The sequence below is a fragment of the Viridibacillus sp. FSL R5-0888 genome, assembly GCF_038009105.1.
In the GTDB taxonomy this organism is placed as follows: Bacteria; Bacillota; Bacilli; order Bacillales_A; family Planococcaceae; genus Viridibacillus; species Viridibacillus arenosi.
In genome coordinates this window covers 4356937-4374510 of record NZ_JBBPAU010000001.1, presented here as the reverse complement: position 1 = coordinate 4374510, position 17574 = coordinate 4356937, and the positions used below count along the sequence as shown (strand labels likewise).

At 34.8% G+C, this 17574-nt stretch carries 17 protein-coding genes, 1 pseudogene and 1 riboswitch; of the genes and pseudogenes, 11 read left to right on the top strand and 7 right to left on the bottom strand.

Annotated elements, in window-relative coordinates; translation table 11 throughout:
- Positions 1–62: 62 nt before the first annotated feature.
- The 4 genes and pseudogenes from MKY02_RS21625 to MKY02_RS21610 all read left to right on the top strand — a co-directional run bounded on the left by MKY02_RS21625 (position 63) and on the right by MKY02_RS21610 (position 2832).
- Positions 63–833, top strand: a pseudogene (locus tag MKY02_RS21625) (isocitrate lyase/PEP mutase family protein).
- A 54-nt stretch (positions 834–887) separates the two neighbouring features.
- Positions 888–1415 (top strand): bifunctional transcriptional activator/DNA repair enzyme AdaA, encoded by a 528-nt coding sequence (locus MKY02_RS21620; RefSeq protein ID WP_038179170.1) that lies wholly within the window; start codon positions 888–890, stop codon positions 1413–1415.
- A 12-nt stretch (positions 1416–1427) separates the two neighbouring features.
- Positions 1428–2336 carry a DNA-3-methyladenine glycosylase 2 gene (locus tag MKY02_RS21615; RefSeq protein WP_038178886.1) on the top strand — a complete coding sequence of 303 codons (909 nt, stop codon included), beginning with the start codon at positions 1428–1430 and terminating at the stop codon, positions 2334–2336.
- The gene (locus MKY02_RS21610; RefSeq protein ID WP_038178889.1) at positions 2329–2832 is read left to right on the top strand and encodes a methylated-DNA--[protein]-cysteine S-methyltransferase; all 504 of its coding nucleotides are present in this window, start codon (positions 2329–2331) and stop codon (positions 2830–2832) included. The genes MKY02_RS21615 and MKY02_RS21610 overlap by 8 nt, the downstream gene beginning before the upstream one ends.
- Before the next feature lie 101 nt (positions 2833–2933).
- Here the strand turns inward: MKY02_RS21610 and MKY02_RS21605 are convergent, their stop codons facing one another.
- Positions 2934–4124 (bottom strand): coenzyme F420-0:L-glutamate ligase, encoded by a 1191-nt coding sequence (locus tag MKY02_RS21605; RefSeq protein ID WP_038178895.1) that lies wholly within the window; start codon positions 4122–4124, stop codon positions 2934–2936.
- Between the two features lie 125 nt (positions 4125–4249).
- On the opposite strand from MKY02_RS21605, the gene MKY02_RS21600 reads away from it, so the two are divergent.
- A complete protein-coding gene (locus tag MKY02_RS21600; protein WP_038178897.1) occupies positions 4250–5140 on the top strand; it encodes a LysR family transcriptional regulator in 891 nt (296 codons plus the stop codon).
- A 57-nt stretch (positions 5141–5197) separates the two neighbouring features.
- On the opposite strand, the gene guaC is transcribed toward MKY02_RS21600, so the two are convergent.
- Positions 5198–6181, bottom strand: a complete 984-nt coding sequence (gene guaC / locus MKY02_RS21595) for a GMP reductase (RefSeq protein ID WP_038178898.1) — start codon at positions 6179–6181, stop codon at positions 5198–5200.
- A gap of 530 nt (positions 6182–6711) precedes the next feature.
- Between guaC and MKY02_RS21590 the strand changes: the two genes are divergently transcribed.
- From MKY02_RS21590 to MKY02_RS21570, 5 genes are all read left to right on the top strand, one after another.
- On the top strand, positions 6712–6903 hold the full coding sequence (locus MKY02_RS21590) for a hypothetical protein (protein ID WP_038178903.1): 192 nt from the start codon (positions 6712–6714) through the stop codon (positions 6901–6903).
- Between the two features lie 335 nt (positions 6904–7238).
- Positions 7239–8687, top strand: coding sequence for a hypothetical protein (locus MKY02_RS21585; RefSeq protein WP_340711671.1), 1449 nt, complete (start codon positions 7239–7241; stop codon positions 8685–8687).
- Between the two features lie 119 nt (positions 8688–8806).
- Positions 8807–8988: riboswitch (Lysine riboswitch) on the top strand.
- A 136-nt stretch (positions 8989–9124) separates the two neighbouring features.
- Positions 9125–9979: a transporter substrate-binding domain-containing protein gene (locus MKY02_RS21580; protein WP_038178908.1), complete on the top strand. Its 855-nt coding sequence runs from the start codon at positions 9125–9127 to the stop codon at positions 9977–9979.
- Positions 9980–10042: 63 nt separating this feature from the next.
- Positions 10043–10786 carry an amino acid ABC transporter permease gene (locus MKY02_RS21575; RefSeq protein ID WP_038178910.1) on the top strand — a complete coding sequence of 248 codons (744 nt, stop codon included), beginning with the start codon at positions 10043–10045 and terminating at the stop codon, positions 10784–10786.
- Positions 10787–10808: 22 nt separating this feature from the next.
- Positions 10809–11546: an amino acid ABC transporter ATP-binding protein gene (locus tag MKY02_RS21570; protein WP_038178911.1), complete on the top strand. Its 738-nt coding sequence runs from the start codon at positions 10809–10811 to the stop codon at positions 11544–11546.
- 57 nt (positions 11547–11603) lie between these two features.
- Here the strand turns inward: MKY02_RS21570 and MKY02_RS21565 are convergent, their stop codons facing one another.
- Positions 11604–12494 carry a LysR family transcriptional regulator gene (locus MKY02_RS21565; RefSeq protein ID WP_038178913.1) on the bottom strand — a complete coding sequence of 297 codons (891 nt, stop codon included), beginning with the start codon at positions 12492–12494 and terminating at the stop codon, positions 11604–11606.
- A 112-nt stretch (positions 12495–12606) separates the two neighbouring features.
- Between MKY02_RS21565 and MKY02_RS21560 the strand changes: the two genes are divergently transcribed.
- Positions 12607–13617: a YeiH family protein gene (locus MKY02_RS21560; protein WP_038178915.1), complete on the top strand. Its 1011-nt coding sequence runs from the start codon at positions 12607–12609 to the stop codon at positions 13615–13617.
- 167 nt (positions 13618–13784) lie between these two features.
- Here MKY02_RS21560 and MKY02_RS21555 read toward each other — a convergent pair whose 3' ends face one another.
- From MKY02_RS21555 to MKY02_RS21540, 4 genes are read right to left on the bottom strand one after another with little or no spacing between them, the layout of a single operon-like run.
- Positions 13785–14792 carry a FecCD family ABC transporter permease gene (locus MKY02_RS21555; RefSeq protein ID WP_038178917.1) on the bottom strand — a complete coding sequence of 336 codons (1008 nt, stop codon included), beginning with the start codon at positions 14790–14792 and terminating at the stop codon, positions 13785–13787.
- A complete protein-coding gene (locus MKY02_RS21550) occupies positions 14789–15799 on the bottom strand; it encodes a FecCD family ABC transporter permease (protein WP_038178919.1) in 1011 nt (336 codons plus the stop codon). The genes MKY02_RS21555 and MKY02_RS21550 overlap by 4 nt, the downstream gene beginning before the upstream one ends.
- A 36-nt stretch (positions 15800–15835) precedes the next feature.
- Entirely contained in the window at positions 15836–16762 is a 927-nt protein-coding gene (locus MKY02_RS21545; RefSeq protein WP_038178921.1) for an iron-hydroxamate ABC transporter substrate-binding protein, read from the bottom strand.
- Complete coding sequence (locus MKY02_RS21540) at positions 16759–17556, bottom strand: ABC transporter ATP-binding protein (protein WP_038178923.1); 798 nt, start codon at positions 17554–17556, stop codon at positions 16759–16761. Before MKY02_RS21540 ends, MKY02_RS21545 begins: the two co-directional genes overlap by 4 nt.
- Positions 17557–17574 lie beyond the last annotated feature (18 nt).

The following is a 17574-nucleotide window of genomic DNA, read 5'->3' as shown; positions in this document are numbered from 1 at the left end:
GGACGAATTGAATGTGGATACCTTGTTAAAATGAGATTCAATACACTTTAGGAGGAAATGAAATGACCACCATTCAAGAGTTCAATGAACTTCATTTGTTGGAGGAACCGTTATTTTTGGGAAATGCTTGGGATCTTCTATCTGCTTTAATTCTTGAGAAAGTAGGGTTCAAAGCAATTGGTACGACGAGCTGGGGAATTGCCAACTCACTTGGATATGCAGATGGTGAATTAATTAATTTTGATAGGCATTTAGAAATTATTAAGACAATTACAGATAATGTAAAGATACCTGTTTCGGCGGATATTGAAGCAGGATATAGTGAAGATATTGATATAATTGTTAATCATGTGCTAAGAACAGCCGATATTGGTGTCGCAGGAATTAATATTGAGGATTCTCTAAAAAGCCAACAAGGATTGAGAGAGTTAAAGGATCACTGTAATCTTTTAACGAAAATCAGAACAGCTCTAAATCAAAATGGTTTTAAAGACTTTTATATCAATGCTAGAACAGATACTTATTTACAAATGGGAAATCCACTTTTGGAAACGATTAATCGAACACAAGCGTACGTAGAAAGTGGGGCTAGCGGAATATTTGTCCCAGGTTTAACTAAAGAAGATGAAATTAAAGAAATAGTTATTCATATTGACGCCCCACTAAATATATTATCTTTACCTGGTTTAACAAATTGTAATTAGCTGAAGGATATAGGCGTGAGACGTTTTAGTTTTGGAAATGCTTTATCGGATAAAGTAATTGCCTTTTTAGAAAAAAATGCGACACAAATGCTGGAGTTAAAGGATACTTCACTTTTATATGAAGATTAATCCGAAAGGGCGGTGAAATAAAAGGTGAAAAATTTAAATTTTTCTTTTGAAGAAATGTGGGAAAAGATTATTGCATGTGATCGAACATACGATGGGCTTTTTTTTACCGCAGTAAAAACAACAAAAATCTATTGCCGTCCTTCTTGTAAATCAAGGAAGCCTAAAAAAATAAATGTAGAGTTCTACTATGACATCAATGAGGTTGAAAAATCCGGATTCCGTGCTTGTAAGAGATGTCAGCCAGAAGTTGAGCATTCACCACACACCGGACTTGTAAGAATTGTAACTACCTTTTTGGTCAATCACTATAAACAAAAGATATCATTGCAGGATATTGCTGATCATGTCGGTATAAGCCCGTATCATCTTGACCGTCTATTTAAACAGGAAACTTCAGAAACTCCGCGTACTTATTTAGAAAAAATACGAATCGATAAGGCAACGCATCTTCTTAAAAGTACAAGTCACACGAATCTTGAGATTTGCTATGAAGTTGGATTTCAAAGCTCGTCCAATTTTTATAAGTCATTTCGTCGTTTAACGAATTGTTCCCCTAGTGAATATCGAAGCCTTGAAGGGTAAGGAGTTGTGGAAATGAATTGGATTAATCACCAATCATATATAGAAATTTATCCACCTGAAGAATTCAATTTCGAAGAGTGTTTATTGTTCTTAAATAGGTCTAAGCAAGAAGTATTGCATCAAATAAGAGATGGATATTTATATAAACTAATAAAAATAAATCAAGAATTAGTTTTATGTAAAATTGGATGCATTCAAAATATAATTCTTGTCGAATTTCCTATTACTCCGCCCTCGAAAGGAATCCGTGAGGAAGTGGCATCTTATATATGGGAATGGTTTGATTTGGAGACAGATCTTCGTGTGTTTTATGATGCAGCAAAGCAGGACAAGGTGTTACAGATTTTTGTTCAGAAATATTATGGTTTAAGGATTATGTGTATTCCAGATTTATTTGAAGCACTATCCTGGGCAATTATTGGACAGCAAATAAATTTAACTTTTGCTTACATAATAAAAAAACGCTTTGTTGAGACCTTTGGTGAAAGTCTTACCTTTATGGGTGATACCTTTTGGCTATTCCCGACCTATGAAAAGATTGCAACTATAACTGTGGATGATTTAAGGGAACTGCAATTTTCTGTTAGAAAGGCCGAGTATGTAATTGATGTAGCTAAGATAATGACAAAGGGTATATTAACAAAGGAATTGATACTTGGGTATCAGGACTATCAACAAATTCAAAAGTCGTTAATGAAGATTAGAGGAATAGGGGCTTGGTCGGCTGACTATGTGATGATGAAATGCTTACATCATCCATCTGCCTTTCCAATAACGGATGTCGGTCTCCACAACGCGCTGAAAATCCATTTAGGCCTAGGGCGTAAGCCAACAATAGATGAAATCAAAGAGCTATCAGCAAATTGGGCAGGGCTGCAAGCATACGCAACCTTTTATCTATGGAGGTCTTTATATGAGTAAGTTATATAAATTAGATTATGAATCTCCAATTGGAGTGATAGAAATAACAGGTACAGATGAAGCAATTAGCTCTATTATGTTTTCTGAACAGGACAGAGCCGTAAATAATAAGCAAGACGAAACGCCAATTATTTTAGAAAATTGCTATACTCAACTTGATGAATATTTTAAAGGGGAGCGTCGTGAATTTACTTTTCCTATTAAATATGAAGGGACAGACTTTCAAAAAATTGTGTGGAACGCCTTAACAAGTATTCCATACGGAAAAACAGTGGCGTATAAAGATATTGCCGTTTCAATTGGAAATGAGAAGGCCATTAGAGCAGTAGGAAATGCAAATGGAAAAAATAAATTAAGTATTGTTATACCTTGTCATCGAATTATTGGTTCAAACGGAAAATTAACAGGTTATGCAGGGGGCGTGTGGAGAAAGGAATGGCTACTTCAGCATGAAAAAACTAGTTGTAAAGGAATTACGAAAGGTTATGGAAAATAGATTGATAAAATAAAAAGAGAGAATAGACAATTGCCTATTCTCTCTTTTTTGATAAGAGTGCTGATTAAAGTTCTTACAGCCTCACCCATCATCTTTAAATCTTATTTAGTATAGTTATCAAAGTAACCTTGGATAAAGATCATTGGAGTACCTTTGTCACCACTGCCTGATGTTAAATCAGATAAAGAACCGATTAGGTCAGTTAGTTGGCGAGGTGTAGTACCTTGTGCTTCCATAGCGCCTACAAGGTCAGTTCCTTTATTATCAATGTATTCAGAGATAGCTTTTTGAAGTTCTTCGCCTCTTAAATCAGCAAAGTTATTATCAGCAAGATATTTTAATTTGATTTCATTAGGTGTGCCATTAAGACCAGCTGTGTAAGCAGGTGATACAACTGGATCAGCAAGCTCCCAAATTTTACCTACTGGATCTTTGAATGCGCCATCACCATAAATCATAACTTCAACATTTTTGCCTGTTTTTTCTTTCAGCATTTGTTGAATTTTATCTACAACAGGTTGGCAATTACGTGGGAAAAGCTTCACGCTATTTTCTGTTGATTTATTTGATCCTAGTAGACCGTAACTTTCGTTGAAACCACTACCATCAATTGATTCAGCTAGGATGTTATCTAGGCTGTAGATTTTTTCTCCACCGTTAGCTTCTAAAATTCTTTTTGTTCTAAATCTTGTATGGATATCGCAAGTTAATACACTCTTAGTATATTCTAAAATTGTTTTTGGATTGTTCGAGAAGATAACTTCACATTCAACACCGTATTCTTCGACTAGTGATTTGTAGTAATCGATATAATCAACGCCAGTGAAAGTGTGTTTGTTATGTCCGAATAATTCGCGGAATTGTTTTTCAGTTAAAACGTCTGTCCATGGGTTAACGCCTTTTTCATCAAGTGTATCAAGGTCAACTAAGTGATTACCTACTTCATCTGAAGGGTAGCTAAGCATTAAAACAACTTTTTTAACGCCTTTTGCAATACCACGAAGACAGATAGCAAAGCGGTTACGGCTTAAGATAGGGAAAATAACGCCTACAGTGTCATCTCCGAATTTCGCACTAACATCTTTTGCGATGTGATCGATTGTAGCATAGTTACCTTGAGCACGGGCAACGATTGATTCTGTTACTGTTACGATATCTTTATCTTGAATATTAAAGCCCTCAACTTCTGATGCTTTTAATACACTTTCTACAACGATATCTTCAATGCTATCGCCTTGATTGATGATTGGGCCACGAAGACCTCGTACAACTGTTCCAACTACTCTTTCCAAAATAATCGCTCCTCATTGCTATATTGTTTACTATTATTTTTTAAAACTCACAACTTGTAATATACCTCACAATAATGGTATAAGTAAAATTAATATATCAAATGATAGGTATAAGGTGAGGTTATATGGTAAGTAAATTAGATTTATATAAAGTGTTTTGTAAAGTGGGGAAAAGCTCAAGTTTTTCAAAAGCCGCAAATGATCTGTATATGACACAACCAGCTGTTAGTCAGGCGATTAAACAATTAGAAAATGAACTAGATATCCGCCTATTTAATAGAACACCTAAAGGGGTTTCTTTAACGTATGAAGGTAGCTTATTATTCGAATATGCAAATTCAGCAATTAACTTACTTCATGTCGGAGAAGAAAAGCTTTTAGAATTTAAAGATTTAACTACAGGTGAATTGAAAATAGGTGTGGGCGATACAATTTCAAAGTATTTTTTACTTCCTTTTTTAGAAGCTTTTCATAATCAGCACCCAAATATTAAATTTAAAATAATGAATGGTACAACAATGGAGCTTTGTGCAGTATTGAAATCGGGAGAAGTTGATATTGCCTTCTGTAATTTCCCTATTGATGATCCAACATTAGAGCTTAAACCTTGTATTGATGTTCAAGATATATTCGTTTGTGGAGAACAATACATGAAGACAATTACGGAGCCACTTAGCTTTGCTTCAATAGTAGATTTGCCACTAATATTACTTGAGCAACAATCTGTCTCGAGGAAATATGTAGATGATTATCTTATGACAAAGGGTGTTAAGATTTCACCAGAATTTGAACTGGGTTCACATGATTTATTATTAGAGTTTGCAAAAATAAATTTGGGGATAGCTTGTGTAACAAAGGAATTTTCCAAAGATTATTTAAATAAAGGAATTTTATATGAAGTGCCTTTAATGGAAGAAATCCCAAAAAGGAGTATAGGCGTATGCTTTTTAAAAAGTGTTCCTCTATCGCCAGCTTCAACAAAATTTGTTGAAATTGTAGAAAGTAATCAAATATAGATAATTGAAAAAAACCGCCAAGAAATTTTTTGGCGGTTTTTAATGTTTTACAAGTTCTTAGTACGTTTTATCACCATTAAAGATAGAGTTTTTAACGACAACGTAATCTACTGTACGGATAGCGTCAAGTTTTTTGCCGCCAGCATAAGAGATAGATGATTGAAGGTCTTGTTGCATTTCAGTAAGGGTATCTTTTAGAGAGCCTTTATGTTCAACATACAGTTTTTTACCTTCAACGTTTTTCTTCTCACCTTTTTGGAATTCTGAAGCTGAACCAAAATATTCTTTAAGAAGTTTACCGTCTTTTTCAATAGTCTTACCTGGAGATTCTTCGTGTCCAGCAAATAATGAACCAATCATGACCATTGAAGCACCGAAGCGTACAGATTTAGCGATATCGCCATTAGTACGGATACCTCCGTCTGCAATAATCGGTTTAGTAGCAGCTTTTGCACACCAGCGTAGAGCAGCTAATTGCCAGCCACCTGTACCAAAGCCAGTTTTAATTTTTGTTATACATACTTTACCTGGTCCAATACCCACTTTAGTAGCATCAGCGCCAGCGTTTTCTAATTCTCTTACAGCTTCTGGTGTACCAACGTTACCAGCGATTACAAAGCTAGTAGGTAAATGTTTTTTAATATGTTGAATCATATTGATTACAGCATTTGAATGACCGTGTGCAATATCGATTGTGATGAAATCAGGAACAATCTTATCTGCTGCCAATTGTTCGATGAAGGCATACTCTTCTTCTTTTACTCCAACGCTAATTGAAGCGATTAATCCGCGAGCTTGCATATCTTTAGTGAAATCTGCACGTTTTCCTGGTTCAAAACGATGCATTATATAGAAATATCCATCTTCAGCTAATTGAATGGCTACTTTTTCGTCAATAATTGTTTGCATATTTGCAGGTACGACAGGCAATTTAAATGTATGTTCACCTAAAGTAACAGATGTGTCACATTCAGATCTACTATTTACTATACATTTTGCAGGAACCAATTGAATATCTTCGTAATCAAATACATTTTCCATAAAACACACTCCTAAAACCGAATAATTATTATCCTTATAAATAAAATGTTCGTCTTTTAGTAATTTACATCATTTTTGGTCTTATGTCAAAAGATAATAAGCGTTTTCATCTTATTCTGTAGATATTCAAGTAATAATCATAAAAAATCTTATAGGGAAGTTTAAAATACAGAGTTTGATGTAAGAGATTCTTAAGGGAGAGAAGTCTTTAATTTCAAAAAATGAAGTTTATTAAGAGTAGCATTAGGAGATCTTGTTGAAATATACCTTGAAGTTTTAGAGAGTAGTTGTAAATCGCTGTTTATATTCATTTTAATTAAAAATCTTTTAGCAATATCGTATGTTGTATTGGTTTCGTTTCATCGCTGGTAGTTATTTTAAAAAAATCGGTCCACTTCATATTATAATTATTTCTGTTCTTTGAATTACTATTATTGCTTTAATTTAAGCAAATTATGGACATTAAAAAGCATTACGATTAGTGGTATACTGATTAAATAGATTAACCATCTGAAAGGAGATGAAAATCTTTGAAATACATTAAATCACAAATGCAACAATTAATAAATGAAAACAAAGAATTGCATACAAAATTTAAAGAGTTGAAAAAGTCTTTGGATCTTGAAAAAAATTATGCCCTGAAAGCTTTATATCATGCAGAAGTTGCTGATGGCGGTAAATATCAACAAGATTATCAAGCGTTAGATGATCCAAAATACTAAGAGCATTTTTTAGATATATATTTGAGTATCAATGACGTAAAAAAAGACTAAAACAATAAATTTAATATAACTTGTGTAGGAATATCTGCTTATTGTAGAGTTGTATCATACAGAATATATTTAAGGGCTAATTTAGTTTTAATTGGATAATGACAGGGAAAAAGGCTTGCGTAAGGCAGGTCTTTTTTCTTTTTTTTTGGATTTTTTCTGTTAAATTAGAAATATGACGTTATTTGTAGATTATTTTTTTTATTATGTCCTATTTGATAGTAATTCACTGTTTAAGAAGTTAATATTATAGTAACAATAATACATTTCTTGAAAGGGAGCATCGTATGATAGAGATAGAAATGAAATTGAAGAAGTATTTAATTGGACTGCCTCCGATTGTAATCAATGAAGATGAAACAATGGAAGATAGTATTGAAGTCCTGGATGCAAGAAATGATGTCAATTACGGTTATATTGAAGTGACTGACGATAAAGAGTTGACAAACATCAACATCGATTTTGATAAATTAGTAGAAAACAACAATGTTGAGTTAGAAAATCTAGAAGAACTTGAGATGGATGAAATTTTACATATTACAGAGTCCTTTGTGAAGGATTTCGGCCGTGAAGTAATACAATTTAGTAATTTCTCTGAAATTGGCGAAGGAGAATATTTAGTAGTTTATGAAGCTATCGATAAAAAATTAAAACTCCCTTTACCTAATTCTGGTGCAGTTATAGAGATTAATTCATATGGCACTATTACAGCGGCTACAATATTCCAAGAATATTATCAACTTACATATCCAAAAGTGGAAGTAACAGAAGATGAAGCTAGAGAAATTTTATGTAAAGAGACATTAGTGGAATTAGGAATCGAAGAAAATGAAGAGCAAGGAGAATTTGAATTGGTTTATCAACCAATTCGAGATTATATAGGTGTTACTGTTGATGGGGAAGTTCAAAAAGCAAGTCAGTTGTTCAGTGAATCACAGCTTGAACAATTTGCTGTTACACCTGTCCAAGTGACGAAGGCATTACCAAAATTATTGGGTGCAACTGATCAATATGTATTACGTGAAGAAGAGGGTAATTTATATTGGTATGTTGCGGAAGAGTTAGATGAAAAAGGTGAAGATGCAGAAGCTGTAATCGAAGTACTACATTTTGATGATGCAGGCGCTAACTATGAATCTAATGTGGAATGGGATACAGAAGCAAAGATTGAGTTACCTTTTGAGCAATTAAAAGACAATGCAATGCAATTTTTAGAGATTATTGCGGGTGACATACACCATAAATACATGCTTGAAGAACAATCTGTATTGAATGATGATACAGAAGAATTTGACGATGATTCGGATGATGATCTCTTCAATGTGGATGAATATGATGAAGACGAGCATGAAGACGAACATGAAGATGAACCAACAACTATGTTTACTTTTATCCCATTTTTCCAGGGATACAAATTAGACAAATACTCCGTTCTAATTGAGGTAGGTATACATACAGGAATTATTCGTTCATGTTTGTATAGCGCATTAAATATGGAGGCTATTCGAGGTGTGAATACTACACCAATGATTACATTAGAAGAAGCGGATACTATATATAAACAGAGTTTGCAGATGAAACTTTCACGTTTTGAAGAGATAGATGAAGATGATGAAATGACAATATACAGCTTAAATTACTCTATTAATGCACCTTCTGAAAATGGTGTAATTGATAAGATTAATGCTACGACAGGTGAAGTTACGTACGCTGGGTCAGATATTGTTAGAGGCTAAAAACTAGTTGTAAGAAAAAAGATAGTATTCTGAGTATTTTATAAAATGTGTGTTGACACTGAAAGTTCGTTACTGTAGACTGTGTACAATGATAATTGAATACAACCTCACTTGTTAATGGGTGAGGTAGAGGCGCGATATCTATTAGTCTTTAGTGGAGCTTGAGAAACTATGAAACTATTGAGAAGGAGATGTCGCCGAAGTTTGTAATACACTCGATGTTACTTGCTGGGTCTGTAGTTAATAACTGCAGGACTGTCTCAATGAACGTCCTAGTTCGTTGAGTTGAGCTATCTCATTTAGGGATAAGTAGAGGATTTAGGCTATTGTACAATGCGACCTGAGTTCATCTCAGGGCGCGTTTTTTATACGTACAATAGCCTTTTTTAGTATTTTGAAGAAAATTAAGGATATTATTTAGAGGGGGAGAATATAATATGAAAAAAACATGGGCAATTTTTTCTGCTATGACACTACTTGCTATTTTACTATTAGCTGGTTGTGGAACTAAAGATGCAGGTTCGGGATCAGGTGCATCTACTGAAGGGGAAACAAAAAAAGAAACATTCACAATTGGTATGGAAGCGGGATACCCTCCGTTTAACTGGACACAAAAGGATGATTCAAACGGCGGCGTGAAAATCTCTGGTAACGCAGAATATGCTGGCGGTTATGATGTTGAGATTGCAAAAAGAGTTGCAGAATCTTTAGGAAAAGAACTAGTAATCGTCAAAACAGAATGGGACGGTCTAGTACCTTCATTAACTTCAGGTAAAATTGATGCAATTATGGCGGGTATGTCTCCAACTGAAAAGCGTAAAAAGACAATTGATTTCACTGATAACTACTATACATCTAATTATGTAATGGTTGTTAAAAAGGGCAGTAAATACGAGAAAGCTAAATCAATCCAGGATTTTAGTGGTGCCAAAATTACAGGTCAATTAAATACAACACACTATGATGTAATAGATCAAATTACTGGTGTTAAAAAACAAGCTGCAATGGATAACTTCCCTGCAATGCGTGTAGCACTTGAATCAGGTGTGATTGATGGTTATGTATCTGAACGTCCAGAAGGTATTAGTTCTTCAGCTGCAAATGATAAATTTGTAATGGTTGAATTCACAGATGGCTTTAAAGCGTCTGAAGAAGATACAGCAATTGCTGTAGGTATTGAAAAAGATAGCGAATTAAAAGATAAAATTAATGAAGTTTTAAAAGGTATCTCTGAAGAAGAGCGTACAGAAATTATGGATAAAGCGATTGCAAACCAACCAGCTGCAAAATAATGTATGACGGATACCGGCTGCATATGAAGCAGTCGGTATTACTGCTTTTGAAGGAGGAACAGTATGAGTATTGATTGGATTATAAGTATAGCAACAGAAAACTGGGAAATGTTCCTTCGCGGGGCATGGATGACGTTATTAATTGCAACACTTGGTACTGTTTTCGGTGCAATCATTGGATTACTTATCGGTATTATTAATACGATTCCTAAACCTGAAAGAGGATTAAAAAGAATTGTATTAAAACTAATAAATATAATTCTTGGGATATACGTAGGATTTTTCCGAGGTACACCAATGATTGTTCAGGCAATGGTAGTTTTCTATGGTGCTGCCCAAGCATTTGGTGTAGATATGGACCGCACGTTTGCAGCAATTTTTATCGTTGCTATTAATACAGGAGCGTATATGGCTGAAATTGTACGTGGCGGTATTATCTCAGTAGATAAGGGCCAATTTGAAGCAGCTCAAGCGATTGGTATGAATCATTGGCAAACTATGATTCATGTAGTATTACCACAAGTTTTAAGGAATATTTTACCTGCAACAGGTAACCAATTTGTTATGAATATTAAAGATACATCAGTATTGAATGTAATTGGGGTTACAGAACTATACTTCCAAACAAAATCTGTTTCGGGGAATAATTTCAGATATTTCGAGTCATTCTTTGTAGCATGTATTTTATACTTAATCATGACATTCGTAGTGACGAAAATTCTACACTACTTTGAAAAACGATTAGATGGTCCACAAAACTATCAAATGATTGATGATCTAGAACAAATGGAAGGCAAAAAAGCATGATGCGGACAAAGGAGATAGACTTATGAAAAATGTAATCGAGATACAACATCTAAGCAAATCCTTTGGCACTCATGAAGTTCTTAAAGACATTGATTTCTCTGTAAACAAAGGGGAAGTTGTCTGTGTCATCGGCTCTTCAGGATCAGGGAAATCTACGCTTCTACGTTGTATTAACTTATTAGAAAGACCAAGTGGAGGACAGATTGTTTATCAAGGTGACAATATTCTAGATAACAACCATAATATAAATAATTATCGTACAAAACTAGGTATGGTATTCCAATCATTCAATTTGTTTAATAACCTTAATGTATTAACAAATTGTATTGTAGGTCAAACAAAGGTTTTAAAACGCTCTAAAAGTGATGCTGAGAATGTTGCTATGAAGTACTTGAAGGTTGTTGGTTTAGATCGTTATGTCAATGCGAAGCCACACCAATTATCAGGTGGTCAAAAGCAACGTGTAGCTATTGCTAGAGCGCTGTCTATGGAACCAGATGTATTACTTTTTGATGAACCAACATCTGCACTCGACCCAGAAATGGTTGGAGAAGTTCTAAAGGTTATGAAGGAATTAGCAGGTACAGGTCTTACGATGTTAATCGTGACACATGAAATGGAATTTGCAAGAGAAGTTTCAGATCGTGTTGTTTTCATGGATAAAGGGGTCATAGTGGAAGAAGGTTCACCAGAGCAAATCTTTAACCATCCGCAAAATGAACGTACAAAGTCATTTTTAAAACGCACGTTTAAACAATAGGGGTATTGAATAAGAAAGCCGTTTTTACGTCATTCGTTTGATGTAAGAAACGGCTTTTTATATATGCCACTTATTGTTGATTTCTTTTATGAACATAGAGGTATTCTTTTTACTTCCCATAATAGGTGAATATACATAGGAAAAACTCCGCTTAAATATATGGTCTTCTAAACGGATAGCAGCGAGTGTCCCTCTTTTTAATTCATGTTCAATGACACTCTTTGATAGTAGTGTAAGTCCGTCAATTCCTTGTGTCATAAATTCTTTTAATCCTTGATTACTGCTAATGGAGATTAGCGATTTAATATTGATACTGTTAGATTCTAGTACATGAAGTAAGTAATTACGTGTACCTGAGCCTTCTTCGCGAGTTAGCCATGTGTGATTATGTAAGTCTTGAATCGTTATGATTTCTTTTTGGGCAAGCACATGTGAAGGAGATGCGACTAACAATAACTCGTCTTCCATGAAGGGTTCTATAATTAACTCTTTATTGGTTGTTTGCCCTTCGATTAAGCCGATATCTATCTTCAGCAATTGAACAGCTTCAACAACCTCATCCGTATTTCCGATCATTACCTCCAGATGAAGTTCAGGATATTTTTGCTGTAAAGTAACGAGTAATGAAGGTAGTACGTATTCGCCAATGGTAAAGCTTGCGCCAATTAGCAGTTTTCCTTTAATTTCATTTTGAAGTGTTAGAATATCCGATTTGGTCTGATCGTAAATAGCTAACATTTGTTTAGCGCGATCATAGAGAATTTCACCAGAGGGGGTAATTTTTAGAGATTTAGGTGAGCGTAAAAACAACTGTGTATTAAATTCAGTTTCTAAATTTTTTATGTGTAAACTAACGCTAGGTTGAGAAATATGGAGGTATTCAGCTGTCTTCGTGAAGTTTTTTATATCCGCTAAAGCAACGAATGTCTTTAAAGCATCGTAATACATTAAATTCCCCCTTATTAGAAATACTAATAGTCATAATTACTTATCTGTATTTTACTGATTATTAATTCTCCAGTAAAGTTTAGGTACAAACAAAAATAAATGGGGTTACAAAATGAAGAAAATAATAAATGTTCTACCTGGATTGATAATTTGTATTATGATCGCTTTTATTGGAATGGTATTTGGACGTTTCTTTCCAAGTTTAGGCAGTGGGTTATTTGCTATTTTAATAGGTATTATGATTGGCAATTTAAAATTTGGGTCGAACTCGATGTTAAGACCAGGAATAAAGTTTTCAGAAAGTAATCTGCTATACTATTCAATTATTTTATTGGGTGCAACGCTGACATTTAACTCTTTATTTAATATTGGGCTAACGGGTATCTCTTTTATTCTTATTCAAATGGCTGGGACAATTGCTTTTGTTATTTGGTTGGGAAAAAAATTAAGTTTTGGTGAGGACTTTCGCTTATTGATGGCGAGTGGTAATGCAGTTTGTGGTTCTTCAGCTATTGCATCAACAGCACCAGCAATTAATGCAAAAACATCAGATATGGCTGTATCAATAACAATTGTTAATTTACTAGGTACGGTTTTGATGATTCTTTTGCCTGTCATTACAAGTACTGTTTTTCATAATAATATTCTACCGTCTTCAGCTTTAATAGGTGGGACATTGCAATCCGTAGGGCAAGTAGTTGCTAGTGGGAGCATAGTTGGTGAGGCAGTGAAAGATCAGGCAGAAATTTTTAAAATCAGCAGAATCATTTTCTTAGCATTAGTCGTGTTTGTTCTAACACGTATAAAGATGGCAAATCAAGAGGCTCAAGAAGCTCAAGAAGCCACTAAAGGAAAATTCAACATACGTTCAATTGTTCCTTGGTATGTAGCAGGGTTTTTATTATTGTGTGTAATCAATAGTATTGTTTTATTTCCAGCAGCAATTACACATCCAATCAAAGTTTTTGGAAATTATTTGGAAATCACGGCACTTGCAGGTATTGGTATGAGTGTTAATATAAAAGATTTAACACAGCATGGATGGAAATTATCTGCATATGCAGGTGGTATTGGTCTATTCCAAATTATTTTTGCGTTGATCCTAATATTCATTTTGCTTTAATACCCTAAAATAGTTATATTATTTGCAGGCAAAAATAAAGAAGTGGTCGATTTACTATATAAAAATGCAAATGATTGTGGTGTTGAATATATAACCGCTGAAAATGATGCAAGAACAAGTATTAATATAATAATGAAAAAAACCTCTCATAAATGAGAGGTTTTAGTTTATTTTTTAAACAATAGGTAAATGAAGTACGGTGCACCAATTAGAGATACGATAATACCCGCTGGAATGCTACTGAAGCTTATAATATTACGCCCTATAGTATCGGCAAGTAGTAATAGCCAACCACCTGTTAAAATAGCCACAGGTATAAATAATTGATTTCTCGGTCCTACTAGTGCTTTCGCAATATGAGGTGACAAAAGACCAATGAAGGCAATTCCGCCGGTGACCGAAACCGCAGAAGCAGCTAATGCTACAGCAGTTAACAGTAAAACAATTCTTTCTTTCTCAAGTGAGACACCTACTCCAATAGCTACAGGTTCACTCAAGTTTAATAAGTTCAGTTTATTTGCCTTGAATAGAGTATAAGGAATTAATATAACAAGCCAAGGCAAAATTGCCCATACAAATGCCCAATCATTTCCCCAGATATTACCTGCTAACCATTTAGCTATAAAATCCACTTTTGTACGTTCAGCTGATGAGATTAGAACAATCATCACGCCTGAGAGCGCCATTGAAAACCCAATACCGACCAAAACTAAGCGTACCGGTTGTAGACCTTCTTTCTTACTATAAGAAAATGCATATATCAATATAGCCGTTAGCAAAGCACCTAAAAAGGCAACTGCCGGTAAGACATATATAAATGTTCCAACATCAACAGGGAAAAATAAAAAGAAAATAGCTACGCCAACTCCAGCGCCAGCATTAATCCCGATAATTCCTGGATCGGCTAAATCATTACGTGTAATGCTTTGCAAAATGGAGCCAGATAATGCGAGTGCCATACCCGCTAAAACAGTAATAAGAATTCGAGGTAGGCGTATTGAAAAGAGAACAAATTCTTCTTTGAAAGTACCGTTACCAAGAATAGTTGGAATGATACGGTCGAATGAAACTGAAGATGCTCCCATACCTAAACCGATAATAAATGTAGCTATAATTAATGCGCATAGTATAAATATGATTAATCGTTGTCTTCTAATCAAATGAGGTGCAATCATGAGAATACTTTGCCCCCTCTACGAACAATGATTAAAAAGAACGGTAGTCCTAAAACAGCAATAATAGCAGCAATAGGCGTTTCATAAGGTGCGTTAATTGTACGCCCAACTGTATCAGCTAATAGCATAAAGGAAGCTCCTACGATAGCTGACATGGGAATAACAAGACGGTAATCTGTACCGACAATGGCACGCACGATGTGAGGTACCATTAAACCAATGAAAGCCATATTTCCTACAAGTGCCACTGATGTTCCAACTAAAATAATAATGATGAAAAATAAAATGATCTTTACACGCATTGTATTTTGCCCTAAGCCAACTGCTACTTCTTCACTTAAACTTAGTAAAGTGAGCTGTCTTGAAAGAAGGAGAGCTACAATTAGACCTACAATAATAATAGGTATAATTAGTTGTAACTGACTCCATGCAGTGCCGACAAGGCCCCCAGCTGTCCACATAGAAACGTTTTTTGAAATTTTAAAGTATAAGGCTACCCCGTCAGCTATTGCATAAAGGAATGCAGAAACTGCAGTTCCGGCTAACACCATTCGTAGTGGAGAAAATCCACCTCTTTTTAACATACCAATTCCAAATACTAAAACAGCGCCAATTGCGGCACCTATGAAACAAGCAATCATAATACCAAAATAGCTTGTGGATGGTAGAAGAGCAAAGGTGATGGCTAGAGCAGCATTTGCACCAGCAGTTAGTCCAAGTAATCCTGGATCTGCTAATGGATTTCGTGTCATGCCTTGCATAATAGCACCCGCAACAGAAAGGGCGGCACCAACAAAAATGGCGCCGACCTCTCTCGGTAAACGGATTTCTCGAATCATCGTAATGGTATCACTCGCTGAATCTGAAGTAATAGCTAGCCATACTTCTCTTACAGAAGTATTTGCAGCACCGAATACCATAGCTACTGTAAATATACAGATCAGAACGATAATTCCTACTATGAATTTAATAACAAACGGTATGGATTGTTGTTTTTCTTTTGTCATAGTTAATCATCATTCCTATTTTAAAATTAGTGATGCTTATTTTCCTAAGAAATGGTCTTTGAAGAATTCTAATTGATATTCTAGAGTTAACGGATCATTGAAATAGAATTCATTAGCATTTGCTTCATATACATGACCATTTTTAACAGCAGGAATGTTTTTAAATGTTTCTGTTTTTTGGAATGAATTATCACTATCCGAGAATTTACTTAAGATAACATAATCACCAGCATAATCAGGTAAAACTTCTTGAGATAGAGCATAATAGCCGTCTTTTAAGACTGACTCTTCTACTTTTTTAGGCATTTTTAATTTCATTTCTTGATATAAAATTTCTGTTCCACGACCCCAGTGATCGCCGTATACATATAGGTCTTTATTGAAGTTTTCGATGACAGAAACTGTTGTATCTTCCCCGATTTTCGCACGGATTTCATCGCCTGCTGTAGCAGCACGTTCTTTAAAATCGTCAACCCATACTTTTGCTTCTTTTTCTTTATTTAATAATTTACCAATTTCTAAATGTTGTGTAAGGTAATCTACTTTTCCGTAAGTAAATGTTACTGTTGGAGCAATTTCTTTTAGTTTATCAATGTTTTTAGCAGTTGAAAGACCAATGATTAAGTCTGGTTCAAGCTCTATAATTTTCTCTATATCTTCATCTGTTACTTCTTCAACGTCTTTTAAAGTTGAATCAAAACGAGGATTCATTTTTGCCCAAGCGTCAACACCTACAAGTGGTACATCAAGTGCCATTACGTTACCTGCAAAAGAACCTAATACTATAACTTTTTGTGGGTTGGCTGGCACTTCTACTGGACCATCTTCAGATTCATATGTAATCGTCGTTGGCTCATTGTTTTTATCTGCTGAAGTATCCTCAGCTTTATCCTCAGTTTTATTGCCACAAGCGGCAATGATTAAAACGAATAATAATACGAATGGTATAAATAACTTTTTCATTTTTCTGCTCCTTTTAGTAAATCATATGTGACACACATTGGTTTGTTTGTTCTAGGGTCTATTCCGATATGAGCATCAATTGCGAATACTTTCTCAAGTACATCAGCTGTAATAACATCTTCGCAATTTCCTGCCTTCACAATTTCCCCATCTTTTAAAGCAATAATATAATCAGCAAAACGCGCTGCTTGATTTAAATCATGTAATACCATGATAATAGTACGTTCTTGTTCTTCGTTTAACTTTTGTAAAAGGTTGAGAACTTCTAATTGATGAGCTAAATCTAGATAAGTTGTTGGCTCATCAAGGAAAATAATCTCTGTCTCTTGTGCAAGCGCCATGGCAATCCAAACACGTTGTCTCTGACCGCCTGATAATGCATCAACAGAGCGGTATTTGAATTCAGTAGTTCCTGTTACATCGAGAGCCCATTCAATGACGTCATAATCCTCTTTTGTTAACCGGCCAAGTCCCTTTTGATAAGGAAAGCGTCCATAGGATACAAGCTCCCCTACTGTCAACCCACTAACACTCTCTGGTGTTTGAGGGAGAATAGCCATTTTGCTCGCTAAGTCCTTCGTATTTTGCTTGGCAATGTTTTCCCCATCTAGCAAGACTGCACCTGATTGCTGAGAAATAATACGAGTCATTGTTTTCAAAAGCGTTGATTTACCACAACCATTTGCGCCGATGATCGTTGTAATTTTCTTATCGGGAATTGATATACTCAATTCTTTGACAATTAAACGGTCACCATAACCAATGCTTAAGTCATCTGTATATAGGCGAACCATAATATGACTAACCTCCGT

Excerpts from the sequence above, each read along its gene's own strand:
- MKY02_RS21620 (WP_038179170.1), top strand. The coding sequence starts at position 888 with ATGTGGGAAAAGATTATTGCATGTGATCGAACATACGATGGGCTTTTT.
- MKY02_RS21615 (WP_038178886.1), top strand. The coding sequence starts at position 1,428 with ATGAATTGGATTAATCACCAATCATATATAGAAATTTATCCACCTGAA.
- MKY02_RS21610 (WP_038178889.1), top strand. The coding sequence starts at position 2,329 with ATGAGTAAGTTATATAAATTAGATTATGAATCTCCAATTGGAGTGATA.
- MKY02_RS21600 (WP_038178897.1), top strand. The coding sequence starts at position 4,250 with ATGGTAAGTAAATTAGATTTATATAAAGTGTTTTGTAAAGTGGGGAAA.
- guaC (WP_038178898.1), bottom strand. The coding sequence starts at position 6,181 with ATGGAAAATGTATTTGATTACGAAGATATTCAATTGGTTCCTGCAAAA.
- MKY02_RS21585 (WP_340711671.1), top strand. The coding sequence starts at position 7,239 with ATGATAGAGATAGAAATGAAATTGAAGAAGTATTTAATTGGACTGCCT.
- MKY02_RS21580 (WP_038178908.1), top strand. The coding sequence starts at position 9,125 with ATGAAAAAAACATGGGCAATTTTTTCTGCTATGACACTACTTGCTATT.
- MKY02_RS21575 (WP_038178910.1), top strand. The coding sequence starts at position 10,043 with ATGAGTATTGATTGGATTATAAGTATAGCAACAGAAAACTGGGAAATG.
- MKY02_RS21570 (WP_038178911.1), top strand. The coding sequence starts at position 10,809 with ATGAAAAATGTAATCGAGATACAACATCTAAGCAAATCCTTTGGCACT.
- MKY02_RS21565 (WP_038178913.1), bottom strand. The coding sequence starts at position 12,494 with ATGTATTACGATGCTTTAAAGACATTCGTTGCTTTAGCGGATATAAAA.
- MKY02_RS21560 (WP_038178915.1), top strand. The coding sequence starts at position 12,607 with ATGAAGAAAATAATAAATGTTCTACCTGGATTGATAATTTGTATTATG.
- MKY02_RS21555 (WP_038178917.1), bottom strand. The coding sequence starts at position 14,792 with ATGATTGCACCTCATTTGATTAGAAGACAACGATTAATCATATTTATA.
- MKY02_RS21550 (WP_038178919.1), bottom strand. The coding sequence starts at position 15,799 with ATGACAAAAGAAAAACAACAATCCATACCGTTTGTTATTAAATTCATA.
- MKY02_RS21545 (WP_038178921.1), bottom strand. The coding sequence starts at position 16,762 with ATGAAAAAGTTATTTATACCATTCGTATTATTATTCGTTTTAATCATT.
- MKY02_RS21540 (WP_038178923.1), bottom strand. The coding sequence starts at position 17,556 with ATGGTTCGCCTATATACAGATGACTTAAGCATTGGTTATGGTGACCGT.